Annotated in this window: 25 protein-coding genes; 4 read left to right on the top strand and 21 right to left on the bottom strand. The window is 69.2% G+C overall.

Annotation, left to right across the window (positions count from 1 at the left end; all coding sequences use genetic code 11):
* Positions 1-63: 63 nt before the first annotated feature.
* The 8 genes from ACW4TU_RS03605 to ACW4TU_RS03570 all read right to left on the bottom strand — a co-directional run bounded on the left by ACW4TU_RS03605 (position 64) and on the right by ACW4TU_RS03570 (position 5,673).
* Positions 64-546 (bottom strand): hypothetical protein, encoded by a 483-nt coding sequence (locus tag ACW4TU_RS03605; RefSeq protein WP_457424540.1) that lies wholly within the window; start codon positions 544-546, stop codon positions 64-66.
* 137 nt (positions 547-683) lie between these two features.
* Positions 684-1,229 (bottom strand): hypothetical protein, encoded by a 546-nt coding sequence (locus tag ACW4TU_RS03600; RefSeq protein WP_457424538.1) that lies wholly within the window; start codon positions 1,227-1,229, stop codon positions 684-686.
* Positions 1,226-1,921 carry a hypothetical protein gene (locus ACW4TU_RS03595; protein WP_457424536.1) on the bottom strand — a complete coding sequence of 232 codons (696 nt, stop codon included), beginning with the start codon at positions 1,919-1,921 and terminating at the stop codon, positions 1,226-1,228. Before ACW4TU_RS03595 ends, ACW4TU_RS03600 begins: the two co-directional genes overlap by 4 nt.
* A 46-nt stretch (positions 1,922-1,967) precedes the next feature.
* Positions 1,968-2,819, bottom strand: a complete 852-nt coding sequence (locus tag ACW4TU_RS03590; RefSeq protein WP_473965365.1) for a DUF8094 domain-containing protein — start codon at positions 2,817-2,819, stop codon at positions 1,968-1,970.
* Between the two features lie 240 nt (positions 2,820-3,059).
* Positions 3,060-3,596: a hypothetical protein gene (locus ACW4TU_RS03585; RefSeq protein ID WP_457424532.1), complete on the bottom strand. Its 537-nt coding sequence runs from the start codon at positions 3,594-3,596 to the stop codon at positions 3,060-3,062.
* A 25-nt stretch (positions 3,597-3,621) separates the two neighbouring features.
* Positions 3,622-4,416 (bottom strand): hypothetical protein, encoded by a 795-nt coding sequence (locus ACW4TU_RS03580; protein WP_457424530.1) that lies wholly within the window; start codon positions 4,414-4,416, stop codon positions 3,622-3,624.
* Between the two features lie 42 nt (positions 4,417-4,458).
* Positions 4,459-4,980: a hypothetical protein gene (locus tag ACW4TU_RS03575; RefSeq protein ID WP_457424528.1), complete on the bottom strand. Its 522-nt coding sequence runs from the start codon at positions 4,978-4,980 to the stop codon at positions 4,459-4,461.
* Positions 4,981-5,013: 33 nt separating this feature from the next.
* Entirely contained in the window at positions 5,014-5,673 is a 660-nt protein-coding gene (locus ACW4TU_RS03570) for an HAD family hydrolase (RefSeq protein ID WP_457424526.1), read from the bottom strand.
* Between the two features lie 283 nt (positions 5,674-5,956).
* Between ACW4TU_RS03570 and ACW4TU_RS03565 the strand changes: the two genes are divergently transcribed.
* Positions 5,957-6,763 (top strand): tyrosine-type recombinase/integrase, encoded by an 807-nt coding sequence (locus tag ACW4TU_RS03565; protein ID WP_457424524.1) that lies wholly within the window; start codon positions 5,957-5,959, stop codon positions 6,761-6,763.
* Between the two features lie 68 nt (positions 6,764-6,831).
* Here the strand turns inward: ACW4TU_RS03565 and ACW4TU_RS03560 are convergent, their stop codons facing one another.
* The 8 genes from ACW4TU_RS03560 to ACW4TU_RS03525 form a co-directional block, all read right to left on the bottom strand.
* Complete coding sequence (locus ACW4TU_RS03560; RefSeq protein ID WP_457424522.1) at positions 6,832-8,346, bottom strand: VirB4 family type IV secretion system protein; 1,515 nt, start codon at positions 8,344-8,346, stop codon at positions 6,832-6,834.
* Positions 8,347-8,375: 29 nt separating this feature from the next.
* Positions 8,376-8,831 (bottom strand): DUF6238 family protein, encoded by a 456-nt coding sequence (locus ACW4TU_RS03555; RefSeq protein ID WP_457424520.1) that lies wholly within the window; start codon positions 8,829-8,831, stop codon positions 8,376-8,378.
* A 139-nt stretch (positions 8,832-8,970) separates the two neighbouring features.
* A complete protein-coding gene (locus tag ACW4TU_RS03550; RefSeq protein ID WP_457424518.1) occupies positions 8,971-10,443 on the bottom strand; it encodes an SCO6880 family protein in 1,473 nt (490 codons plus the stop codon).
* Between the two features lie 87 nt (positions 10,444-10,530).
* Positions 10,531-11,886 carry an SCO6881 family protein gene (locus tag ACW4TU_RS03545; protein WP_457430685.1) on the bottom strand — a complete coding sequence of 452 codons (1,356 nt, stop codon included), beginning with the start codon at positions 11,884-11,886 and terminating at the stop codon, positions 10,531-10,533.
* A gap of 39 nt (positions 11,887-11,925) precedes the next feature.
* Positions 11,926-12,609 (bottom strand): hypothetical protein, encoded by a 684-nt coding sequence (locus tag ACW4TU_RS03540; protein ID WP_457424516.1) that lies wholly within the window; start codon positions 12,607-12,609, stop codon positions 11,926-11,928.
* Positions 12,609-12,917 (bottom strand): DUF6112 family protein, encoded by a 309-nt coding sequence (locus ACW4TU_RS03535; RefSeq protein WP_457424514.1) that lies wholly within the window; start codon positions 12,915-12,917, stop codon positions 12,609-12,611. Before ACW4TU_RS03535 ends, ACW4TU_RS03540 begins: the two co-directional genes overlap by 1 nt.
* Positions 12,918-13,169: 252 nt before the next feature.
* Positions 13,170-13,535, bottom strand: a complete 366-nt coding sequence (locus ACW4TU_RS03530; protein ID WP_457424512.1) for a hypothetical protein — start codon at positions 13,533-13,535, stop codon at positions 13,170-13,172.
* A 175-nt stretch (positions 13,536-13,710) separates the two neighbouring features.
* The gene (locus ACW4TU_RS03525) at positions 13,711-14,820 is read right to left on the bottom strand and encodes a C40 family peptidase (protein ID WP_457424510.1); all 1,110 of its coding nucleotides are present in this window, start codon (positions 14,818-14,820) and stop codon (positions 13,711-13,713) included.
* Between the two features lie 71 nt (positions 14,821-14,891).
* Between ACW4TU_RS03525 and ACW4TU_RS03520 the strand changes: the two genes are divergently transcribed.
* Positions 14,892-15,691 (top strand): IS5 family transposase gene (locus tag ACW4TU_RS03520; RefSeq protein WP_457430684.1). Its coding sequence is split into 2 segments (ribosomal slippage): positions 14,892-15,227 and positions 15,230-15,691, totalling 798 coding nucleotides; the frame shifts between segments, so codons are not numbered across the junction.
* Between the two features lie 66 nt (positions 15,692-15,757).
* Here the strand turns inward: ACW4TU_RS03520 and ACW4TU_RS03515 are convergent.
* Positions 15,758-16,672, bottom strand: a complete 915-nt coding sequence (locus tag ACW4TU_RS03515) for a transposase family protein (protein ID WP_457424508.1) — start codon at positions 16,670-16,672, stop codon at positions 15,758-15,760.
* A 125-nt stretch (positions 16,673-16,797) separates the two neighbouring features.
* Here ACW4TU_RS03515 and ACW4TU_RS03510 point away from each other — a divergent pair, with 125 nt between their 5' ends.
* A complete protein-coding gene (locus ACW4TU_RS03510; RefSeq protein WP_457421470.1) occupies positions 16,798-18,516 on the top strand; it encodes an ISAzo13 family transposase in 1,719 nt (572 codons plus the stop codon).
* Between the two features lie 44 nt (positions 18,517-18,560).
* Here ACW4TU_RS03510 and ACW4TU_RS03505 read toward each other — a convergent pair whose 3' ends face one another.
* From ACW4TU_RS03505 to ACW4TU_RS03490, 4 genes are all read right to left on the bottom strand, one after another.
* Positions 18,561-19,085 carry a peptidylprolyl isomerase gene (locus tag ACW4TU_RS03505; protein WP_457424506.1) on the bottom strand — a complete coding sequence of 175 codons (525 nt, stop codon included), beginning with the start codon at positions 19,083-19,085 and terminating at the stop codon, positions 18,561-18,563.
* Positions 19,086-19,481: 396 nt separating this feature from the next.
* Entirely contained in the window at positions 19,482-20,681 is a 1,200-nt protein-coding gene (locus tag ACW4TU_RS03500) for an amidohydrolase family protein (RefSeq protein WP_457424504.1), read from the bottom strand.
* Positions 20,682-20,709: 28 nt separating this feature from the next.
* Positions 20,710-21,825: an MAB_1171c family putative transporter gene (locus tag ACW4TU_RS03495; RefSeq protein WP_457424502.1), complete on the bottom strand. Its 1,116-nt coding sequence runs from the start codon at positions 21,823-21,825 to the stop codon at positions 20,710-20,712.
* Between the two features lie 3 nt (positions 21,826-21,828).
* Positions 21,829-22,368: a hypothetical protein gene (locus tag ACW4TU_RS03490; RefSeq protein ID WP_457424500.1), complete on the bottom strand. Its 540-nt coding sequence runs from the start codon at positions 22,366-22,368 to the stop codon at positions 21,829-21,831.
* Positions 22,369-23,071: 703 nt separating this feature from the next.
* Here ACW4TU_RS03490 and ACW4TU_RS03485 point away from each other — a divergent pair.
* Positions 23,072-23,500: a pyridoxamine 5'-phosphate oxidase family protein gene (locus tag ACW4TU_RS03485; protein WP_457424498.1), complete on the top strand. Its 429-nt coding sequence runs from the start codon at positions 23,072-23,074 to the stop codon at positions 23,498-23,500.
* The last annotated feature ends 866 nt before the right edge of the window (positions 23,501-24,366 follow it).

Below are 24,366 nucleotides of genomic sequence, written 5' to 3'. Positions count from 1 at the left end.
CGACCGTGATGTTGGCGGTTGGGGGGTGCAGGAGGTTCTCCGCGGCAGAAGGGGCGTGAAGGGTCAGCGGCGTGGTGCCGTCGGCGCGGGGGCGGAAGCCGGTGCCGGCGTGCTGGGTGTGGTGGCCCGGGGCGGCAGGGTGGCAGGGATCGGGTGGCCGGGGCGCCACCGGTAGGTTTCGTTGCTGAACCGGGCCCGCAGGTCGGTGTCCCAGGCCACGACGGGGCCGCGGTTTTCCGCGTCGAGCGGGATGACTTCGATGCCGTCGGGATGCAGGACGTATCCCCAGTCCAGGCCACCGTAGGACGTCTCGGTGACGGTCCACGGCTCGAGCTTGGCCGCTCCAACGGTGATCACGCGGACGTTGTCGAGCTTCGTGCTGGGGTGTTCGTCGCCGCCGACGAGTTCGGCGCGCACGGGTTCGGGGGCGCCGTCGAGGAGGTCGGTGCCCAGCTGGGACCAGCCCTCGGGCGCTTCATCGATCAGGTGTCGGCACAGTGCGTCGAGGTCGCCGGCGAAGCGGTACTGGTGGGCGCCGAGCAGCAAAGGGAGGTGGTGGCTGGGGTAGCCGTCCCAATGGACGTAGACGCCGGCATACCCGGTGTCGGTGGGGCGGGCGATGAAGGAACGGGTGGCCAGAATTTCTCCAAAGACGTTCGGACGGTGAGTAGTTGACGCCCAGCTCAGGGGCGGCGGCGCACGGGATGGATCGAGCCGCTGTCGGCGGCCCGGCGGTGCTGCTCGACGACGGTGGGCGCCGGGGCAGTCCCCTGGCCGGGCGGAGTGTCAGTGAGCCGGCCGGTGACGGCGGCCAGCGCACGCTTCAGGCTGCGCAGTGCGGCGTCGTGGCCGAGCGTGATGTCCAGCCGGCTCTCGGCAGGGGCGGCGGTGCCGGGGCGGGGCGCGAGCCGGTGGGCGTCGGCGAGGCCGGTCACGGCCGTGCTGAGGTGAGTTGCGGCACGGTTGGTGTGCGCGAGCGCGGCGGCCAACTGCGCCAGGTAGTCACGTCCCGTGGCGGTCGTCGCGAGGGGGCTGTCGGCCGACAGGCGTATCTCGCCCATGAGGCCGGAGGCGAGGTTGTACACGGAGACGAGCTGCTGGAGCAGGGGCGCGAGGGCCGCCTGCGGACTGCCGGTCTGGGGTGTGTCCAGGCCGGCGGCGGTCTGCTGGATGCGGCGCTGCCAGGTGGAGAGCTGGGTGTGGACGACGGCGTCGTCGGTAGGGCTCACCGGCGCCGTCCCGGGCTCGGCGTCGTGCGCGGAAGGGGCGGGTGGGAGCGCGGGCCGTCGGCGGCGTGCACGGTGATGTGGAAGTCGCGGTGGCGCAGGCGCTGCAGGCTCGTGACCAGCTGGCGCCTGGTCTGCTCGGCGGTGAGGGCGTCGGGCAGGTGGCATTCGCCGGTAGCCGGGTCGAGCAGGAAACCGCCGTACGCGATCAGTTCGATGAAAACGGGGATGTAGCCGGTGCGGATCCGGGGACGCTGCCGGTCGTCGAGGGTGACGTGGACCTGGAAGTGGCCAGGGCTGCTGCGCCGGATCGGGGTCGACGACGCGAGGCGGTAGTCGGTCACCAGCCGCCGGTGCAGTTCGGCGGCGGCCCGGACGGGATCGGCGGGCACAGCGAGGCCACGCGGGGCCTTCAGGCCCTGGACGTGCTGGTGGCTGGTGTTGGCGGGCAGCATCGGCAGCACCAGGTACTGGGCCGGGCGGTGCGGGCGGGGCATGACATACAGCTGCAGGCCGAAGTGGTGCGTCAGCACACTGCGCTGGACGGCGTCCGTCTGGAACGCCGCGTATGGCAGGGGGCCGCTGTCCCAGATCCGGTTGCTGGCCGGGTCCTCGGCGATGGGCACCGCGGTCGGGGAGGGTTGCCAGCCGGGCAGCCGCTCGGCGAGCCCGTGGGTGAACTCGGTTACGTGCAAGGGCGGTTCGGTTCCTTGTGCGGGCGGATCGTGTGAGGGGCGGCGGTCACGAGGAGGCGGACATGCCGTGGGCGTCGGTGCGGCGGCAGGTGTAGCCGAGCAGCGTCGCCTTGCCCGGCGCGGTGGGCACGGTGGCGACGTCGGAGCAGGTGAACGTGTACGTGAAGTACGGACTGTTGCTGGTGCCGAGCCAGGCCCGGTCGTCCTTGCTCGGTATGATCTCCAGCCCGGCGGCGACGGCGTCGCGCTGGGTGTGCGTGTGCGCGAAGACGACGAGGGCGCTGCCGTCGGCGGTCTTGAGCGCGTAGCTGTCGGTGAACTCCGGGGCGGCGGACGAGAATGCGGTGCTGCCCCGAGTGCCGAACTTGTGGATCGTCTTGTCGTGCACCTTGATCTGCCGTGTGGACGTCTTGGTGGCGGCGAAGACCTTCTTGCCACTCATGGCGCCGCCGGTGGCGAAGTTGTCGCCGGTGGCGGCGCGCAGGACACCGACCGGCGCGGCGACGGTCCTGGTGGAGGTGGCGTCGACCGCGCTCGCGTAGCCCTCGGCGTCCAAGGCGATCGTCGGGAGCTGCTTTTTGTCGTCGAGGTCGACGGAGGAGACCATCTCCCACCGCTTCGTCGTGGCCTGTTCGGCCATGACCAGGAGGCGGGGGTACTTGTCGTTCTTGGCGCTGTAGGTGACGGCGGCGAACCAGCGCTGCTGGCCGGCGGTGAACCGCGGGATGTAGACGGTGGTGCCGGCGATGTTGTACGACCACGGCTTGTACTTTTCGCGGTCTGCCTGGGGCAGGCCCTCGTCCTCCTTGTAGTCCGCGATGGACATCGCGTACAGCGGGCCGTCCTCGATGGTGTCGAGCAGCCGTCGGTTGTGGGTGGCGTTCGCCTCGTTGTTGATCTTGGAGTAGTGGGCGATCTGGGCGAGGGCCTCCTGCTTCGTCAGCGCCGGTACAGGGGTCGGCGTGGGAGAGGCGGTACGCGTGGCCTTGGCCGTGGCGTGGCCGGCGTCGGCGCTGCCGGAGGACGTGCAGGCGGACGCGGTGAGCGTGACAGCGACGGCGGCGGTGAGCCAGAGGGCGGTGTGGCGGGCGGACGTGTGAAGGGGAATGAGGTGCTCCGAATCGAAGAGGGGGGTGGGTCAGCGGGTACGGGAGGTGGCAGCGGAAGCCGCGGGCCGGGGCGGTGTGGCCGTGGCCGGTGCCGTTCGGGTGTCGGCGGCGGCCCGCAGTTGCTTCGCGGCGCGGGCGAGATGTGTACGGACCTCGCCCATACGGTCCACGAGCCCCTGGTGTGCGGTGGCGGTCGCCCGGGTGCGGGCGGGACTTGGGGGCTGATGGGTGAGGTCGGCGAGGTGGCCGAGGTGGTGGACGGCCGAGCCGAGGGCGGCGAGCGCGGCACCGGTGGGCTCGGCGGCGGCAGCGAGAGCGAGGGCGGTGCGCCGGCCGGTGGCCGTGACTTGGGCGGGGTAGCGGGTGGCGGCCCGGTGGTGGAACGCATGTTCCCCGGCCAGGTAGCAAAGATGACGGGCGAGGTGGCGGGTCTCGTCGTCGAGGATCTCGCTCAGCCCGGGATCGAGGCGGATCTGGTCGGGCAGCGGGAGGTGGTCCATCACGGTGTTGAGCCGGTCGGCCACGGTGTGGAGCAGCATCCGCTGGTCAAGGTCGGACAGCGACAACTCCGGGATTGTGGAAGCAGAGGGGCTACCGTCGTACGGGGGATGGCGGGTTCATGGGGGCCGGCGGCAGGCCGGGCCCGGTCGTGAGCGAGAGGGCCGGCGAGGTGGGAACGGTCGGTGTGGCGTGGCGGAAATTGACGCCGATGCCCTGAGCGGTGAGCAGCCGGACGGCGGTCTGGATCAGCAGGGCACGCCGGACGTCGGTGTACGAGGCGGGCAGCACGAACGCGAACTGATCAATGTTGTACGAGAAATGGCAGGTGAACAGCACCGTGCGGGCGTCCTTGGGCACTGAGTCGTACGGGGCGCCCACCACACCGTCGGGGTACCAGACCAGAGTGACGCTCTGGTCGACCTCCGGCGCGGCCCGCCGGTGCGGAGGCTCCGGCCGGGCACGGGCGTCACGGCGTACGACGTCCAGCGCGTGAAGATAGCGGGGCAGCAGGCGGCGCGCGACGGCGGAGGCGGCGCGGACCGGATCGTCGGTGACGCTGATGCCCATCGGATCGTTCACCACGCTGAAGTTGTGCTGTTTGACGCCCTGGGGCTTGAGCGCGGCCACCAGGAACCGGCGCGGGTTGCGCGGCCGGGCGGTGACGGAGAGTTGCGCGCCGTCGGGGCCGGTCAGCACCGCACCGTGTTCGAGGTCGTAGTCCAGCAGCGCCGAGTGGGCGGGGCCACAGTCCCAGAGCCGGTCGGCGGTCGGCCACTGGTCCTCGAAGGTCGGATAGGTCTGTTCCTCACTGCGCCAGGTGCCGGGCAGGCGCTCGGCGAGTGCGTCGGCGAAGGCGGACAGGAAGGTCGTGCGGGGCGTGGGCATGGGTTCCTGAGGTGCTGCGGCGGGTGGTTGAGCCGTCGGCGGTCAGCGCCGTGGTCCCGCGGACCCGGGCTGCGGCCCAGGCGGGGCCGGGGGCGTGCCGGGAGCGGTGCGGGTCTGCTTCCGGAGCGCGTCGGGGTCCGGGGGCGGGTCGTAGTGCGCGCGGAGGATCTTCAGATCCGCTTCGGTCGCCATGGCCAGTGCTGAAGCGATGCTGCTGGCGGCGCCGCGCAGCAGCCAGGGCGGTGACTCGGGTTCGGCTCCGCGGTTTTGGCCCTTCCACGTGGCTGTGGCGGCCAGGTGCTCGATGACCTCGTTGAGGAACGGCGTGACGGCGTCCAGCAGGGCGTTGAGGGCGGTGCTGAACTCGGCGGGAGTCTCGGCCGCGTCCAACGCCGTGGTGTAAGGGCTCAGGTCCGGGGTGGGGAAGGGCTCGGGCGGCAGGGTGTGCCGAGTGCGGAAGGCTTCGGCGTCGCGATCGGCCCAGCGGTACAGGTCGTCCCTGGTGGCGGAGCGGGTGTGGTGGGCGTGGATCTGGTCGGCGGTGCGGTCGACGTTGTCGTACAACTCGAAGTCGGGGTGCTGCAGGGGTACTCCAGGTCAGGTGTGTGTCAGCGGTGCCGTCGGGCCCTGTGCGCTGACGGGTGAGCTGATGGGCGTGGCGGAGGCAGGTACTGTCCGCGCGACAAGACGGCGGATCCCGTCGTCGACAGCTGCGTCGAGTGTTTCGGTGACCGGCAGGCCCGCGGCATGGAGCCGTCCGGCTGCTTCGAGGCCGCCGGAGTGCAGGACGGCTTGAGCGCCGACGGCTTGCGCGGCACGTCCGTCGTCGACGGCGTCGCCGATGAGGAGGACGGGGTGGGGGCGGAGGTGGGAAGGGAGGGTCTTGAGGTGGTCGGCGAGCACGTTTGCCTTGGTCCCGTCCGGGCCGCGGCGTCCGTCGATCCGGTCGAAGAAGCCGGTGATTCCCAGCCGTTGGACTTCACCGCGCAAGAGGTCTTCGGGATACAGGGAGAGGAGGGACTGGCTGTGTCCGAGGTCTCGCACACGGGCCAGGACCTGCTCGGCTCCGGTACGGAGTCGCGGTGGCCGGGAGCGCAGGAAGTTCGCGAAGTCCACCTGAGCCTGGGCCCATTCGCTGTCGGTGAGGGGCCGGTTCACCAGCCGGGTGTAGAAGCGGCGAATGGGCAGGACATGCTGTGCCTGGTAGGTGGCGAGGTCGATGGGGGCGGCTTGCAGCCTTTCGAGCGTGTGGTTCACGGCGTCGAGCAGGTCAGCCCGGTCGTCCCTTGAGAGTGCCGTTCCAGTCCCAGACGATGTGGATGGGCATAGGCGGTAATGGCTCCAGCGGGTCACAGGGGCTTGCGGAGGTAAAATCTCTATGCGTTGAAGTTCCGGTTCCGATTCCCAGGGTTGGATCGGCCGTGTTCCCTTGTGGGTGGGGGTTCTTCGCGTGCAGGCAAAGATTTGATGAACCGTCAGCGTGGGTGACGGTTCGTCGGTATGGTCGACTTATGGTCTGTCAGGGTGAACGACCGAGCGCATGAAGCTCGTCGCGCTGCGAGGCGGCGTTCCCGACGAGGTGTTGCGGACTGCTCAGGACGTCGAGGACTTCGAGCAGGAGATCGTCGACGAGTACGCGCTGGCGATGGCCGCCGGTGGGCTCAGTGACGGGCATATCCGCGGCACCCGGGCGACGGTCATCGAGTTCGCCCGGTCGCTGACCGGGCCGCTGTGGGAGGCGACCTTCGCGGAGGCGGACAGCTTCCTGGCAGAGCAGCGGCGGATGGGGCATGCGGTGAGCACCCGCGCGGGCAAGGCCGGAGCGCTGGCGCAGTTCTATGAGTTCGTGATCGCGCGCTATCAGGGGCAGATCCACCGGGCGACGGGCGTGGTCGTCGAGCAGCCGATCGATGAGTTCAACCGGCAGTCCGGCGCGTCGCTGGGAAAGGTTCGGGTGCCGCCCGCCGACGTAGAGGTCGACGAACTGTTCAACGGCTGGCGGCAGTCGATACCCGGGGCCCGCAAGTACCTTCCCGCTGCCAGGGATTACTTCGCCGCTTCGCTGTGGCGCCGCCTCGGGCTGCGGATGAATGAGACGGTCATGCTCGACATCCGTGACTGGCGCCCTGACCTGGGCGGGCTGGGCAAGTTCCACGTGCGGTTCGGGAAGGGCTCGCGCGGGCGCGGCTTCAAGGCGCGCCTGGTTCCGGCGATCAACGGCGCTGATCAGCTCGTCGACTGGTGGCTGGCCGAGGTCCGTCACCAGTTCGGCGACGACTGGGCCGATCCCGATGCGCCGATGCTCCCCTCGGAACGGGATGTTCCGGGAACTTCGCCCCCGGGGTAGCCTGCCGACGCCGTGCGTACGGAAGTTCCTGCGAAAAGCGTCAATATTCACTCGAACTTCCAGCTCTTTCAGTGCATGCGGGCGTCGGTGTCGAAGAGTGCCAGCTCGTGGGGGTGGAGTTGATGTTGGACGATGAAAGATCGTCCGGCGACCCGCCAGAGCCCGCGTCCGCGGTTGAGATGGGCGATGGCCTCGGTCTCCACGGCGGTCAGGCCCAACAGGGAAGCCGCGGCGTGGAGTTGGTCGGTTTCCTGGCGGTAGATGATGCGGGTGGAGCAGTCGGCGAGGAGGCCCTCGGCCAGCGCGCGGCCCCTCGATCCGGCGTCGCCGGCGGTGAGCAGGTCGGACAGGCGGTGGATCACCATCAGGTTGGCGATGCCGAGGCCGCGGGAGAGTTTCCACTGGGACTGCATGCGCTGGAGGAGTCCGGGGTGGCGCATGAGGCGCCAGGCTTCGTCGTAGACGATCCAGCGCCGTCCGCCGTGCGGATCGGAGAGCGCGGATTCCATCCATGCACTCGCGCAGGTCATGGCGAGGACGAGGGCAACGTCGTCGCCGGAGCCGCCGAGGTGGGACAGGTCGATGGTGAGCATCGGCGCGTTGGGGTCGAAGGCGACGGTGGAGGGGGCGTCGAACATCCCTGCGAGATCGCCGTGGACCAGTCTCCGCATGGCGTGGGCGAGGTCGCGGGAGGCGTCGCCGAGGTGGCCGGACATCGTGCCGCCGGCGGTGTCGAGTTCGGCTGGGTTGTTGAGGGTGGCGGCGATGTCGCCGAGCAGCGGGGTGCGTCCGGTGGCGGCTGCGCGGGTGACCACGGTGTCCAGGGCCACGTCGAGGCCGGTGTGTTCCATCGGCATCAGGTCGCGTCCGAGGACGGTGCGGGCCAGGGAGCCGAGCAGCAGCAGGCGGCGCTTGCGGATCTCACCGGCCCAGTCGGCTTCGGAGACGCTGTTGGGGCGGGGTGCGGCATCCAGCGGGTTCAGCTTGCCCGGCAGGCCGGGTCCGAGGGCGACGGAGGTGCCGCCGAGTGCGGCGGCGACGGGGGTCCACTCGCCTTTCGGGTCGCACGGGACGTAGATGCGGTATCCGAAGGCGACCGACCGGAGGGCGAAGCTCTTGGCGAGCGCGGACTTGCCCTGACCGATGACACCGGCCAGCAGGAGGTTCGGGTTGGTGAAGCCCTCGACCTTGCCGTACAGGGCGAACGGATCGAAACAGAAGCTCGCTTCGGCGTGGACGTCGCGGCCGATGTAGATGCCCTCGGCGCCGAGCCCGCCTTCGGCGAGAAACGGATATGCGCCGGACGCGGTGGCGGTGGTCATGCGGTGGGAGGGCAGCTTGAGCTTGTTGCCGCGGGCCGAGGCGGGTCCGGTCCGGCCCGCGGGCGGGTAGAGGGCGAGGGGTGTCTGCTGCTCGGCGGTCTCGGTCCCGCCCGGGTGCGGGGATGCCTCGGCGCGGGCCTTGGCGGCGGCTTCGGAGAGCTGACGGCGAGCGGCCTTGCGGGTGGCCCGGTCGGTGCCGTGCGGGGTGAACAGGGGGGAGGCCGAAGCGCGTCGGGCGCGTCGGGCGGGCCGGTGGGTCATGGCGGAGCGTGCTCGATTCGGCGCGGGGTCTAGAGAGTGCAGCTGGTGGTGTGGCCGTGCAGTGGCGTGGCGAGGTCGGTGGGGGTGGTCTTGCGGCGGATCGCGTGGGAGGCGGCCAGGTGCCGCTGGCAGATGGTCAGCACCAGCGGGCCGTCCGGGAGACGTTCTGGCCGGCACTCTTCGGCTCCGGGGCTTTCGTCGCCGGCGGGCACGGTGTGGAAGGCGTCGTGGACGGCGGCGGTGGCCTGCCACAACCGCAGGTGCGCGGCGGCCAGATGGCGTCCGGCGGCCGGATGTGGGGGCCGGGTGGAGTCGGTCAGCTGGTCGAGCAGTTGGTGGGCTGCGGTGAGGTGGGCGTGCAGCGTGTCCAGGTGCAGGCGGTCGGCCGGTGCGCCGGAGGTGGTGTGGGCGCGGGTGTGGTGGCGTAGACCGGCGGTGGCGGCGCGGAGGTAGGGGTGCGCGTCGGTGGGGCGGGGTGCGTTCAAGGGGGTCCTTGGTGCCGCGGAACGGCGAGGTCAGTGAGGGCGGGAACGGGCCCCGGGCGCTGCGGGGTTCGGTGGCGGCATAGGGGCGGGCACCGTGTGGCTGGTGGCAGCTGGAGCGGAGGGTGAGCGGGAGGGGCCGTCACAGTGCGGTGCGTGCGAGGGGCAGGGCGGCGAGGGTGAATGCCTCGGGCTGCTGGTAGTACAGCCGTCGCAGGTCGACCTGGGCGGTGACCGCGGCGGTTTCGATCTGCGCGCAGGCGGCGTCGAGGGCGGCGTCGGAGTCCGCGCTGACGGTGAGCAGGCCGGTCAGGGCGATGTCGGCGTGTCCGGCGATCAACTGGCGCTCCCGGACCTTGACGTCCGCGTACTCGACCGAGTCGGCTTCGGAATCCACCTGTCCGCGGCGGGCGCGTTCGTTGGCGTCGGCGATGATCGCGGCCTTCTTGCGCTGGACGTCGCGCAGTGCGGACTCGAGCCCCTGCGGCACGTATATAAGGGACAGGCTGCGGCGCACCCCGGCGGTGAACATCAGCCCGTGCAGGAACCCGGAAGTGGTCTCGGTGCGGGGCCAGTTCTCGATCCAGTACGTGGTGTGGCGGGCGCTGTCGGTGCCGAGGCGGTCGTACTCCTCGACCTGGACGACCGGCCCGGCCGCGTGCGGGTCCGCCTCGGCCCGCCCGTTCGGCGACCATTGCTGGAGAGCGGAGAGGGCGTGCGGGTCGTAGGCGGTGCGGATGACCGCGGCGATCTCCCGCGCATTGAGCCAGCCGGTCACCATCAGCCCCGCACTGCGCGCAGCGAGGGCGATGGCCGAGGTGGTCTGCTCCAGCACGGTGAACGCGCCAGGAAGTCCGCCGCCGGCCTGGCTGATGAGGCGCTTGGCGGCCTTGAGGTCCAGGCTGATGGCGAGGTATGCCTCGTGCGGGGCGGCGGCAGGTCCTGCGGAGGCGACGAGCTCGGAGTACACCTGCCCGGCGACGGGGGTGTCGGGCCGGCCGTGCTGGGTCCAGTGGCGGGCGAGGGTGTCGCCGGAGTCGGGGACAGTGCGTTCCAGGACCTGAACGGTGGCGACGTGTCCGGTGCGGGCGATGCCGGCCAGGGCCCTGCCCCAGCTCGCCACGTTCGCGTTCTGCGCGGCCGGATCGAGCAGCGCGAACGCGCGGCTGCTGACCCGGGCGACGGCGGTGAGCCGCTGGTGGTGCGGGTCGTGGACGGCGGCAGCCTGATTGGCGGAGTCGCCGGGTGTGACGACCTTCAACGAGGCGGCCGTGCCGGGCAGGTGCAGCACGCCGTCCTGGCGGGGCCGGGAGACCGGCCGGGCCAGCCACAGCGTTTGGCCGGTGCGGCGGCGCTGGGCGTAGCGAGCGACGACCGGTGCCCAGTCGATCAGTGACCTGCCGTTGCGGCGGATGGCGACCAGTGCGGTGACGACCGCCCACAGCGGGGTCAGGGCTATTGCGCCGAGCAGCCCGGTCGTGACCACCGTGATGAGCAGCAGAGCCAACGCAGCGGAGACGAGGGTGAGTTGGGGGAGGGAGAGGCCGAGGAGGATGCCGCGCCGGGAGCGGTGCGGGAATTTGACCGTGATCGGGGAGACGGAGAGTTCAGACAAGAGCCGGTTTCCGGGATGGCGCGGGGCGGAGCCGGGACGGCGCACCCGAATGCGGAGTGCGGGGCGCCGTCCCGGCGCGGGGATGGGTCAGAGGCCGGTGGGCGGAGGCGGTGGAGTACCGGGCCCGGCCGCACTCGCGGAGTTCGGCCCAGGCGGGGAGCCCTGCGGTGGAGGGGAGGCGGCTGCGGTCGGGGGTGCGGACATGAACCCGCTGCCCTGACCGGTGGATCCGCCACCGGACTGCGGTCCGGGGGTGCCGCCGAGGTGGCCGCTGGTGTCGTCTCGCGGGCTGGTCGGCGGGGGCTGCACAGCCTTCTCCAGACCGCTGGCGGCCCCTGCGCCTGCGGATGACGCGGCGTTCGAACCGCCCGAGTCCGTGCCGGTGTCCGATGTGGGGTTGGCGGCGATGTCGCCGGGGAAACCACCCACGTCCGGACCCTGGGGAGCGGCGCCCGCTCCGGCCGCAGCACCACCGACTCCGGCGGTCGTGACCGCGGCAGCGGCCTTCCGGCCGGCACGTTCGGCGTGCTGGCGGGCGATCTGCGCGCCTGCGCCACCAGAACGGTGCAGTGATTCGGCGTCCGAGCCTTCGGAGGCGGCCCAGTGCACAAACTTGAACGTGGCGTAGGGGCAGAGCAAAACGAGCGTCAGGATGACGATGCCGGCCATGACGTCGGCGAGGGCTGCGGTGCCGTCCTTGGCCTCGGTCTTGCCCATGGCCGCGATTCCGAGGACGAAGATCACGGTCATCAGGAGCTTGGAGACGACGAGGGTGGCGGTGGCTTCGATCCAGCCCTTGCGCCAGCGCCGGGCGACCTCCCAGCCGCCGCCGGCTCCGGCGAAGACGGCGAGGGTGACCATGACGAGGATGCCGACCTTGCGGACCATCATCACGCACCAGTAGAGGAAGGCGCCGATCGCGGCGCCGACACCGACGAAGACCGTCACCAGCCAGCCCAGGCCGGACAGGGAGGCGATCTGGCTCACCTTGACGATGCGCCGCACTGCCGTGGCGATGTCCAGGTTGGCGGCTTTGAACAGTCCGTCGGACAGGGCGTCGACCACTTCGATGGCGACGGTGGTGAAGGCGATCGCGGTGAAGGCGAACAGCACGCCGCCGGCGGTGCCCGTGAATGCCTGGATGAGGGCCTGGCCGTCGCGGCGGATCGCCGCTCTGACAAGTTGTGCGCAGAAGGTGGCGACGAGGACGATCAGCCCGATCGGCAGGATCATCTCGTAGTTGTCGCGGAACCACGTCGCGTTCAGGTCGACCTTGGTGGTGGTGTCGACCGCCTCGGCGGCCAGGTCGGCTGCGGCAGCGGCGAGTTCGCCCGCGCTCTTGGCCATCCAGTTGCCGATAGCTTCGCCAGGATTGGAAGCGAAACTGGCTGCGTCTCCGACGGCACAGAGCTTGTCCGCGAGGGGGAGGTCGCAGAAGCCCAAGGGAGTCACCCCTCCTTTCACAGGTGAGTTGGGGGCGTGTCAGGGCACGACGTGGGGGGCGATGGAGACCAGGGAGCAGTCGGCATTGGGGCGGCACTGCACGGCGAGGGTGATCGAGCGGTCCTCGGCGCCGGCTCCGCCCTTCTTCCAGGCGATCTGCTGCTTGCCGGTGACGGTGACGGCGTAGATGTACGCCTCGGTGATCGCCGACGGGTCGTCCGCCAGGGCCTGTTTGAACGCCGAGGGGTAGTGGGCCTCGGACACGGTGGCGGTGGCGTACTGGTCCTGGTCGGCCATGCGCGACCACAGCACCGGATCCGGCACCTGCGCGGTGAGGGAGGACCAGTCGGCGTACTTGGTCTCCGCCGTCAGCCACGCCCTCATGCCGGCGAGTTGCTGGTCACGGCTGGTGGCACGGGTGTCGTACGACCACAGCATCGCCGCCGCGGCCTGGGCGAAGGCCAGCGGGTCGGCCACCGGTGGCGGCTTTGCCACCGAACCGGCCCCGGCAGACGCAGTCAGGCCGGCGGAGGCCGAGGCGGTGCTGCTCGCGTCGTACGGAGTGCTGGACTTTCCGTCGCTGGTTTTGGTGCGGCTGGTGAACACGGCGACGGTGGTGGCGAGGGCGAGTAGGACGGCGAGGCCGATCGCGATGACTGTGATGCGCCGTCGGGTCGACCAGCCGAGGCCGTAGCCGGACAGGGAGGGGAATCGTTTGGGCATCAGTGGACTTGCGATCCCAGGGCGGAGAAGAACGCGACGATCCCGTTGGCCGCGCCGAGACCGAGGGCGGCGCCGGCCGAGACGACCGCGCCCTTCTTGCCGTTGGCCTCGGCCTGGTGGCCGCCGGTGTGATGGCCCCAGGCCCACACGCCGAGCGAGACGGCGAGCGCGCCGACCACGGCGACGATCGCGAACAAGTTGATCGAGTTGACGACGTTCTTCAGCACGGCGAGGCCGGGCAGGCCACTGCCCGAGGGCGTGATGCCGGGGTCGTAGGCCAGGTACTGCACGGTGTCGAGCAGGTGCAAAGGGAGGCTCCTTGCGCACGCCGAAGCCGACGCGCGGGAATCAAAGAAGAAGAGAGGAGGAGGGCGAGGCAGCGGCCTCGGGGAGGCGGGCCGACAGCCGTGCGGGGACCGGCCAGGGCAGGTCGGCGCACGAGAAGCGGCGCGCACGAGGGCCCAGCGGCGTTCGTGCCGGGCCCGGGGAGCGATCGCACTCCGGCCGGCGCCGCCTCAACGGCGCCTCGGCTCAGACTTCGAGCCGGCCGCCGGGGCGTCCTACTTCGGGATCGGCGGGGTGGGCGCGCCGTTGCTGCCGTACGGGTTCGCGCACTGGTAGATCACGTAGCCGCGGATCTTCTTGCCGTCGGACTTCCGGGTCACCGTGCCCCGGGTAAACCAGGTCTTCTGGCTGCGCTTGTACGCGAACTGGTCGTAGGCGATCTTGTCGTGCCGGTAGGCGACACCCAGAACAGCGCCGGTCTTCGACGGGGCCGTGCGTACCTTGACCGCGCTGCACGAGATGGTCGTGTGGCCGGTGTCGTACGCCTGCGCCGTGGAGGCGGTGGCCAGACCGCCGCCGGCGACGGCCAGGCCCATCGAGGCGGCCACAAGGGCATGCCGGACGCGGTGGTGAACAATCACGCAGATACTCCGTGGTGTTGAGAGATAAAGGGGAGGGAGATGAGGAACTCGTCCTGCCGGCGGGAATCGCCAGAGGAGTGAGGACGCGGCCCCGAGGGATGGAGCGGTGGGCAATCCCGCGCAGGTGCCGTGTCAGCGCTGTGCTGGTGATGGCGGAAGGACGCCCGGGCGGCGGCTAGAGGACACGGCGGGCGGCGAGGATGTCCCAGTCCGCCAGCGGCGTGATTCGAACAGGCTTTCCCGTTCTGGGGGCCTCGATCGCGAGTCCCGAGCCGATGAAAAGGCCGACGTGCTCGGGGCGAGTAGCACTGCCGCGGGAGAAGATCAGGTCACCGGGCTTCAGCGCCTTCGGGGAGACGGCCTTGCCCTCGCTGATCTGCGTGTACGTGGTGCGGGTGAGCTGGATCCCGGCGTGCGCGTACGCCTGCTGGGTCAGCGAACTGCAGTCGCAGCGGCCCATCGGATCCGGACCGCGTGGCGCTGTGCAGGTACCGCCCCACTGGTACATCGTGCCGAGCTGCTGCATCGCCCAGACGATCGCCGTACGTGCCTTCGGGTCGGCGTCCCCCGGGATCGAGTAGCCCTTGGGTACCGAGCCTTCGGGGATGGTGCCGTACCCGGAGCCGTCCTCGGTCGCCGTACACGATGTCGTGCTGGAGGTCGTGTCCGGGTCCGTGCCGGCGGCGTCGGGGAACGTCTGGGCGATCGCCTTCTGCAGGGCGGTCGCCAACTCCTCCCACTTCGCGTAGGCGTCGGGGTAGGCAGAGCGCTGGACCTTCTGCGCGGCCTGGGTGACGGTCAGCTGCTGCCAACCGTCCACCGCGAGCAGGTGCTCGTAGAACTGGGTGGAGGCGTAGACGGGGTCGCGGATCTCCTCGGCGGTGCCCCAGCCCTGGCTCGGGCGCTGCTGGAACAGCCCCAGCGAGTCGCGGTCGCCCGAGTTGAGGTTGCGCAGCCGCGATTCCTGCATCGCGGTGGCCAGCGCGATGATCTGGCCCTTCTTCGGCACGTGGAGGCTGATCCCGGTGGCCACGATGGTGCGGGCGTTGGGGACCTGCTCCTCGGGCAGGGACAGGCCCTCGACGTGGACGTCCTTGGCGGACGCACCATTGAGGATCTTGGTGACCTGCTCGACGACGGCGTCGGTGTCGACGTCGCCCACGCACGCGAAGGACGCGTAGGTGGTCTGCGCGGCCTCGCTGCTGGTGGCCATCAGCATGGCCGTGCCGGCGAGGAGGAGAGGGGAGAGGACGAAGACGCCGATGCCGGCGGCTATGCCCTTCAACCGGGGGCGCCTCCGGAGCGGCGCTTAGGCGTCATCTCATTTGGTTCGGTAGCCTGTCGGTCGTGGTTTCGATCGTTGAGCGGCTGGTGCCGGATGAGTTGTGGGAGTTGTTCCAGCGAGTGGTCCCGGAGGCGCCGTCGCGGCCTCAGGGTGGCGGCCGGCGCCGGTACGGCGACCGTGAAGTGCTGGCCGCAATCGTGTTCGTGGCCACGTCGGGCTGCACGTGGCAGCAGTTGCCGTCCGCGTCGTTCGGTCCGTCGGGAGCGACGGCCCATCGACGATTTACTGAGTGGTCGAAGGCTCGGGTGTGGGCCAAGCTCCACCGCCTGGTCCTCGACGAACTCGGCTCCCGCGGCGAGTTGGACTGGTCCCGCTGCGCGATCGACTCGGTGAACATGCGGGCTCTGAAAAGGGGGAGCTGACAGGCCCGAATCCTGTAGATCGGGGCAAGTACGGCTCGAAGATCCACCTGATCACCGAGCGGACCGGTCTGCCCCTGTCCGTCGGAATCTCCGGAGCGAACCTGCACGACAGTCAGGCGCTGATCCCGCTGGTGCAGGGGATACCGCCGATCCGCTCCAGGCGCGGACGCCGACGGCGCAGACCGGCCAAACTCCACGCCGACAAGGGATACGACTACAACCACCTGCGGCGATGGCTACGCGGACGTGGCATCCGGCACCGCATCGCCCGCAGAGGCATCGAGTCCTCGACCCGCCTGGGCCGCCACCGCTGGACCATAGAACGCACCATGTCCTGGCTCGCCGGATGCCGCAGACTGCACCGCCGCTACGAGCGCAAAGCCGAGCACTTCCTGGCCTTCACCAGCATCGCCTGCACCCTCATCTGCTACCGCAGACTCACCAAATGAGATGACGTCTAACGAGTTGGTGCGTGATAGCGGGTGAGACGTGCTGGTCCGTTGGAGGACCGGTGTTCAGACTTGAGCGGTGCGGTCGGAGACGAGGCCGGCGATGGCGCGGTAGGTGTCGGGCAGGCGGTCGCGCCGGTGGGTCCAGCGCGTCAGTTGCTTCCAACGTTTGTGATCGGCGAGGGCGTGTTCGACGGTGATGCGGTCGGATGAGTGCCAGTGGCGCTCGCGTTCCCACTGTTCGACTCTGCCGGGCAGTGCTCCGGGCCGCGGTTTTCTGGGCGGTGTGATTGCTTGCCCACGGTGGTCACGGCTCAGGCCGAGGTAGCCGTCGTCCAGGAGGACCTCGACGTCGGGGAAGTGCTGGAAGCAGACGGCGATGCCCTCGTTGCGGGCGGCCGTGGCGTCGTGCATACGTCCAGGCCGCAGGGCATCGGTCCACAACGTGCGGCCACGCCAGTCGGCGATGACGGTGGCCTTCATGGTGTTCTGCTTCTTCTTCCCGGAGACGAACGTGCGCCGTCCGCCCCGGTTGGCCGGTGGACGGCGGACCTGGATCTCGGTTGCGTCCAGGCGCAGCTCGATGCCTTCGGCCTGGGCGTAGGCGAACACATCCGGCAGCGTGCGTAATCGCAGGCCGGGACGGTCGGGGACCGCGCACCCCCGCTCGGCCAGGAGCGTGCGTATCTCTGCGATCGCGCGGGTGATGGTGGAGCGGTCGACGCCGAACAGCAGGCCCAGCACCGCGTGCGGCAGGTCATGGCGCAGATGGATCAGCGTGACCACCAGCCGGTCGACGAACACCAGTTGGTGGCGGGCGCCGGCTCCCGCGGCCCGCTTCCTGGTCCCACCTCGTGCAGCATGGCGGCGGCCCTCGAGCCCGGCCTGCCACGGCAGCGCCAACTCCTCCACCAGGAGCGCGAGATGACGCCGAGAGATCCCCGTGAACAGCCGATGCGCCAGCACCGCCCGATTGACCATGATCGCCACACCTGGATCATGCCACCGGCCAGGCAACGACGCCTCACCCGCTATCACGCACCAACTCGTAAGGGCTCGCAGAGAATCAACGTGTTGCTTCACGCATCCGGGCTCGTTCACCTGGTATGGGCATCCCTGACGCGACGCGTGATCAACTGGCTGTCAAGTTCAGGGTGTTGTTCCCGCATCTGGACGAGCGGCAGCGCCGGCTGCTGATGGGAGCCGAGGCCCGGGTCCTGGGGCACGGTGGTGTCCGAGTGGTCGCGCAGGCGGCTCAGGTCAGCGAGACCACGGTTCGCAAGGGCGTGGACGAGTTGGAGGCGGGTGAGGGACCGCTGGGGCGGGTTCGCCGTCCCGGCGGCGGGCGCAAGAAGGCCGCCGAGGTGGACCCGGGGCTGCGGCCGGCCCTGCTCGCACTGGTCGAGCCGGACGTACGCGGGGATCCGATATCGCCACTGCGCTGGACAACCAAGTCGACGAGGAAGCTTGCCGCCGAACTCACCCGCCAGGGGCACAAGGTGAGCGCGGACACGGTCGGGGACCTGCTCCGGGAGGAGGGCTTCAGCCTGCAGGCCAACGCGAAGACCATCGAGGGCGCACAACACCCGGACCGTGATGCCCAGTTCCACTACATCAACGACCAGGCCCGGGAACACATGCGTGCCGGGGACCCGGTGATCAGCGTGGACACCAAGAAGAAGGAGTTGGTCGGCGACTACAAGAACGCCGGGCGTCAGTGGCGGCCCGCGGGCGAACCCGTGCTGGTCAAAACGCATGACTTCCTGGACCGGCAGGGACCGGGCAAGGCGATCCCCTACGGCATCTACGACCTCGCGGCGAACACCGGCTGGGTCAACGTCGGCACCGACCACGACACCGCCGAATTCGCTGTCGCCTCGATCCGGCGCTGGTGGCAGGCCCGTGGCCGACACGACTACCCGCACGCCACCCGTGTTCTGATCACCGCGGACGCGGGCGGCTCCAACGGCTACCGCACCCGGGCCTGGAAGAGTGAACTGGCCGCTCTCGCCTCCGGGACGGGCCTGCAGATCACTGTCTGTCACCTACCGCCCGGGACCTCGAAGTGGAACAAGATCGAGCACCGGCTGTTCTCCCACATCACCATGAACTGGCGCGGCAGACCACTGACCAGCCATGAAGTCATCGTGGACAGCATCGCGGCGACCACCACCCGCACCGGTCTCAAAATCGAAGCCGAGCTCGACCCCGGCACCTACGACACCGGCGTGAAGGTCACCGACGCCGAGATCGACGCACTGGCAATGAACCGGCACCGCTTCCACGGCGACTGGAACTACACGCTCCGCCCCGCCGGTTCTCTCCCAGCCCCACGCCATGAGACAGAACCGGATGCCGCCATCGCCCCAACCGCCCGCCCGGCCGCGCCCCCGGACGGCGTTGACGCCCAATCTCTCCGCGACCCGGAGCTGACCGGCATGACCGCTGCCCAACTCGACACTCTGGTGCATGCGTTGCTCCCCGCGCTCGCGCAACGACGCGAGCAAACCCGCCACGAGCACCGGGGCGGCGAGCGCCGACGGAGGCGAGGTGCCGGCGCCAAGGACAAGCTCTCCGACACAGACCGCATCCTGGCCACCGTGCTCTGCCTCCGCAAGATCGGCACCCACGACCTGCTCGCCCGGCTCTTCGGCGTCACCGGAAGCACTCTCACACGGGCCGTCCAGGAAGCACGCCCGCTACTGGCCGAACACGATCACGCCATCCACCCCTCAACCGCCAGATTCCGCACCCCGACTGACGTGGCCGCCCACCTCGACCAGTACGGAACCCACTCCCTGAAGGAGATCAAACCCGCATGTTGATTCTCTGCGAGCCCTAAGTGGCCGGACCGCGACACCGGACGGACTCAGGTCTGGGGCCGGTGGATTCTGATGGACTGGACGACGACCTCCATGATGGGGCGGTCGTTGTGACCGGTAGGGATCATGGCGATAGCGTCGACGACTTCTTGCCCTTGGACCACTTCGCCGATGATCGTGTGCCGGTTGTTGAGTTGCGGCGCTGGCCTGACGGTGATGAAGAATTGCGAGCCGACGGTGTCCGGGGCTGTGGTGGCCATGGCCACCATGTAGGGCCGGTCGAAATTCAGAGCGGGGTGGAATTCGTCCGGAGCCGTCCAGCCTGGGTCTCCGGTCCCATCGGCTTGTGGATCGCCTCCCTGGATCATGAGGCCGTTGATCACGCGATGGAAGATGGTTCCGTTGTAGAGCGGCCCGAAGCCCAGTGCATCCGTCCGTGGGTCTAGCCACGTCCAGGTCCCCTGAGCCAGTCCGGTAAAGCTCGCGACCGTCTGCGGCGCGTACTCCGGAAACAGCCTCACGACAATCTGTCCCAGCGATGTATGCAGCGTCGCAGTCAGCTCTTCCATCATGGACTTCCATCCTGTCATCTGTGTTTCCACACAGGGAAACAGGGCATCTGTGCAGGTCAGCGCTGAGACACGCCGGTCGTACGATCGAACATCAGGCCTCGCTGCACCGAGCCCGGCTCGGTCTGCAGCACCTCGAAGTCGGTCGACGCGGTTCCGTATCGAGACTCTGCACGGAGTTCCGCGGCCAGGAACGCCCGGCTCGGTAGCGGTGTCGCACAGCAAGCGGGTTCCCGAGCGCTCCGACGCGACGGGGGCAATCCGTCGTGTGGAATCCGGCGGCTCAATACCGAAGATCATGGCGATGGTCAACGAGCTGGCGGTGGAATGGGAGGAGAAGGAGGCCGGCTCCACGTAACCCGGGCCTGCCCCCCCGTAGGTTGCGGGCCAGCGAAGGGGCTACGGCTGCCCGGTCCGCGAGCCCGGCTCGTACACCCGGCCTGCAGCGATCACCGCACGGATCTCCGTGAGGGCATCGAGGTCGGCCAGCGGGTCGCCGTCAACGACGAGCAGGTCCGCGCGGAACCCGGACGCGATGCGACCGGTTGAATCCCCGAGCCCGAGAGCATCGGCCGCATGGACGGTGGCCATGTCGACGATCTGGTCGTTCGGAATGCCCAGGTGCGCGTAGAACGGGAGGGCTCCTGCGAGGGACCGGTCGAACCCGGTCCGCTGCACTCCAGCGTCAGTCCCGGCGATGAGCCGGACACCGGCCTCGGCCATCTCCTGGACCTGCCCGAAAAGGACCTTCGCCCGCTCCTCGCCGAAGACACGCGGCACCATCTGCCAGTGCGGGCTGGTGGCCGGACACACAGCGATGCCCTGGTCGATGATCTTCTTCATGACGTCCTGGCGCAGGCCGAAGCCGTCCTCCGTCATCCAGGTGCAGTGTTCGACGGTGTCCACGCCGGCGTCCACAACCGCAGCGATGCCGTCTGCTCCGTGCGCATGCGCGGCCACCGGTACGCCGGCCTGATGCGCCTCGTCCACCAGGGCCCGCAGCTCATTTGCGGAGAGCTGGCTCTGCCAGCTCTCCGGCCCGTCCTTGGTCAAGCCGCCCCCGGACGCCATGACCTTGATCACGCCGGCACCCTGCGCCAGGTTGCGTCGCACCAGATCACGCACGGCGGCCTCGCCGGACACCTCGCCGCCCAGGAAGTGGCAGTGGCCTCCAGGCGAGGTCAACGGGATGCCCGCCGACACGATCCGGGGCCCGGGCTTGCGGCCACGGTCGATCTCCTCTCCCAGACGCAGAGCCAGGTAGTTGCGGTCGCCCAGGTCTCGAACGGTCGTCACACCGCTGGAGACGAGCTGGTCAGCGCGGCGGCGCATGTCCGCCAGCAACTGGTCGTCGTCCGCAGCGCTGAGCGAGGCCACCGGATCGGTGCCGCCGTCGAACACCAGGTGAACGTGGGCGTCGATGAGCCCGGGCACGACCGTCGCGTCGGGAAAAGCGAGATGCGTTTGGTCCGTGCCCGCGGCGTCGGCGAGCTGCGCGCGGGGTCCGACGGCGGCGATCGTGGCGTCCTCGACGAGGATGGCGCCGTCCTCCAGATATGTTCCGGAACCGGTCAGGACCCGGCCGGCGGTGATCAGCATGTCGTCTCGTCTCCTCGTTCCTGCACGGTCACGCGGTCAGCCGGAGCGCGTCCGACACCGCGATCAGCTGACGGACATCCTCGTCCCGGTCGTCGCCCTTCGGCATGGCCAGGGCGACCGCCTGCCCGGGTGCCGGAACATCGTTCTTGATCATGTCGGCGGCGGCCTGCAGACGCTGGGCCAGCTGGGCCGGCTCAAGATCCAGCAGGGTCATGCCGTCCTCCTTGCCCACCAGGTAGGGGCTGATGTCGACCAGGCCGTCTCGGCATTCCACTATCCGCCGGTGGTAGCGGCGATGGACACCACGTGCCCGCCACCGGTCCCAGAAACCCAACGAAGCGGGACGCAGTTCGTTCTGCGGATAGACCTCGATCAGAAGGTGCCACAGCGGGGCCAGCCGACGGTGGTCCCGGCGCCGGCGCAGCCACAGCCGCGTGGCGGTGATCCGGGCACGGGCCACCGAATAGGAGACGCCTGTGGCGAAGAGCAGACTCGACACCGTCAGCAGGACCGACACGCAGGTATTGACCGGATGCGGCACAGAGCCGCCGCTCCACCGGACGGCGACGAAGACCGCGCGGATCGCGCAGGCCACGGCCATCGCGCCCAGGCTGATCGCGGTCATCCACAAGCCCGTGGAGTAGGGCCGGCGGGACATGCGCGCATAGCGTGCGGACCACCATCCCGCAGCGCCTACCGCGTACATCAGATACAGGCCCGCGACGGTGTAGAAGAGGAAGATCTGGGGGACCGTCATGTCCACCGTGACATACGGCTTGCCGAGCTCCTGCTCCGGCACGGTCATGGCCGCGACGGTGATCGCCGCCGAGACCAGGGCCACGACGGCGGCTTCCCGCCGGGCACGCCGCCGCGCGGTCGGCCCGTCGGCCGAGTACAGGTAGAAGCACATCAGGAAGTAGACCGCCACCAGCAACAACAGGTTCTGAACGAGCCTCGCCATGCCGTACCCGGCCAGGGTCTCGATGCCATGGGCGCCCCCCGGCATGGCCGCTGGATAGGACAGCCCCACGCTCAGCAAGGCGAGGGCCACCGAGCGGGTGGGCGCGTCGTGCGGGGCGCGCGACCACAGGTAGAGCCGCCACACGACGACGGCCGTAATGATCAGCAGCAGGTACGTGCCCATGGACTACACCCACCCTCGCCGGTCGCCCAGCGCGGCCTGGACCCGACGTACCTCCGGGTCGTCTGACAGCGGGGGGAGCTCGTCAAGCACCGAGGACCACTCCAGGATGATGGTGGCCGCGAGTTCGACCGAGCATTCCTCCGCGTCCTCGTAGGAACAGCGGGCGGCGACTCGTCGGATCAGTTTGGGGTCCAGGACGGGAATGAGGGCCGACCAGACCTCGACGAAGTCGTCCGGGGTCACCTCTGCGGCCTCCTCCTGGTCGTCCTCCCACTCGGCGACGATGATGTGGAGGACCTCGTGGAGGATGATCTGCCGCTGGTGCAGCCGGGTCGTCTCCTGCTGGTAGAGGATCACGTCCATCTGCGGCGTATCGACCCACAGCCCCGAGGGCCCCGGCTTCTCCAGCGGAAAGGGACGCAAGACGATCGGGCGTCCGCGCCTCTCACTGAGCGCCCGGACCAGATCCTCCACGTCCAGGGGAGGCCGGACGCCGAGGTCGCGCAGCTCCTGCCGCAGCCGACGGTGAAGGTCGCGTTCCACGGTCCGCCTCTCAGCGACACGCCACCGCGCCAACCGCCGGCGGCTCACCTGCTCCCGCGCGGGCACCGGAGGTTCCGGAGCACCGCGACGTCTTTCTCCCGGAGGCATTGAGCAATCCCTTCGTACCGGCCGGTCGGAGCTCCTATCTCTGAGCCGGACCGTAGCCACCACGTGTCAACGATGTTCGAGTCCCCGGACGGCGCGCATGAAGGTGATCGCGGACGCCGAGACCAGCACCGACCGAAGGACATATGCCGACCCAGCGATCGAGCCGCGAGGACGCGCTCGATCCCCTGAGAACGCATGTGATCGCTGGCGCGAACGAATGGTCGGCCCGGTTGAAGCTCGTCGGTGAGACTCACGGGAACAGTCCTGGACCTTACGTGATACCCATATGAGATCAAGGCCGGAAAGCGACACATTGAAGATCAATGAGGAGTGATAGCGAGTGCCAATAAAATCTACTAAATCACCCATTCTTGAGTTTTGATCATGGCTCTGAGCTGCTGATTCCCTTGTGGTCGTTTTGGTCGCACTTCATGGACGGCGCGCGCTTCTGTTACCGGTTTGAGATATTCCGCAAGAGACTGACCTGGGCATCTAGTGCTAGCGCCGCACAGCTTCGAACCTGTTGGGCAGGTACCTGTGTGGAGGTGGTCACTTCTGTGCTGATCCGCGCGCCGCTCCGCATTACGGTCCGGGCGTGCCTAGCGATAAATTCAGCCAGACACATGAACACTCTGTGTTCTGGAGCGAATACCACTTGTGCACACTGACTACTCTGCGTCCCGATGGAAGCCCGCATGTAGTACCCGTCGGAGTCACCGTTGATGCCGACGCTGGAGTCGCCAGGGTTATCACACGCAAATCAAGCAAGAAGGTCGCCAACATCCAAGCGTTCCGCCCGGGCGAAGCCCACGTGGCCGTCTGCCAAGTCGACGGAGGACGCTGGGCCACCCTGGAAGGAACGGCCGAGGTACTCACCGACGCGGCAGCGGTCGACGACGCCGTGGCTCGCTACGCCGACCGGTACAAACGGAGGCCGACCTCGGACCCCGAGCGTGTGGTCATCGAGATAAGGATCGAGCGGACCATGGGACTGGCCGCACTTTCCCGACCTGCCGTCGACTGACCGTGCCGCGCGAGCTGAAAACCCTGAGTGAGCAGGGCGGGTGGAGCAAGCACGTCGGGTGCGACTGCCCCCGTCCGGTCGCCCCTGGGAACATGAGCGATACCCCGGGCTCCTTGTGGTCTCACCGCTGTATGTGGACGGACCTGCTTCTTCCGGTCGCACTGGGCAGGGAGCCCTGGGCCTGTCTGTCGGCTGGTCGGATCGGTGGATGGTGACGTGGAAATACGACGGGGACGAGGTGACGGGGCCGGTGCAGCACTTGGGGCAGGTGTCGGTGGCGAGCCGTGGGCCGACGCGGGGTTTTACCGGGCGGCGGGAGCAACGGCATCGGCCCGGTCTGGACTCGCCGGTGTCGAGGCCATGCTTCGCGCTGGAGCTGCGCGTCTCTCCTCTCGCGGGCGGAACACCGTCAACTGATCACGCCGGGTCCTCTCAGCGAGTCCGGTCGATGGAACCCGCTGGTCCGGAGTGGGTAGCCACCCAGTTGGCGAGGAGTTTGAGGCGGGGTGCTGGAGCTGCTTCGTGGACGTGGGTGCAGGCTGATCGCGATGCGGTGCAAGCCATTCGTCCTGTTGGCGAGTTGTGGGGAACCACGGCCGTGACAGACGGTGCTGGCGGGTGGCGCCGACGGACGGGTTACGGCCGGCCCGTGCCCGGTCCGAGGCCCCTCAGTTGTAGAAGTCGGCGATCCAGGTCGCGATCCTGATCCGGGCCGTGGCGCGGGTGGTGAAGGTGTGCCGGTGGACGTACTCGACTTTGAGCACGCTGTTGCACGTCTCGCTGACGGCGTTGTCGAAACAAGCCCAGAGGAGTGATGGACTTGCAAGGGGCTACGAATCTTCAGCGGGCCGGGCGCTTCGTAACTA

It is taken from the genome of Streptomyces kryoterrae (genome assembly GCF_054072135.1).
The sequence above is the reverse complement of the archived record's forward strand: the minus strand, read 5'-3'. Positions and strand labels throughout refer to the sequence as shown.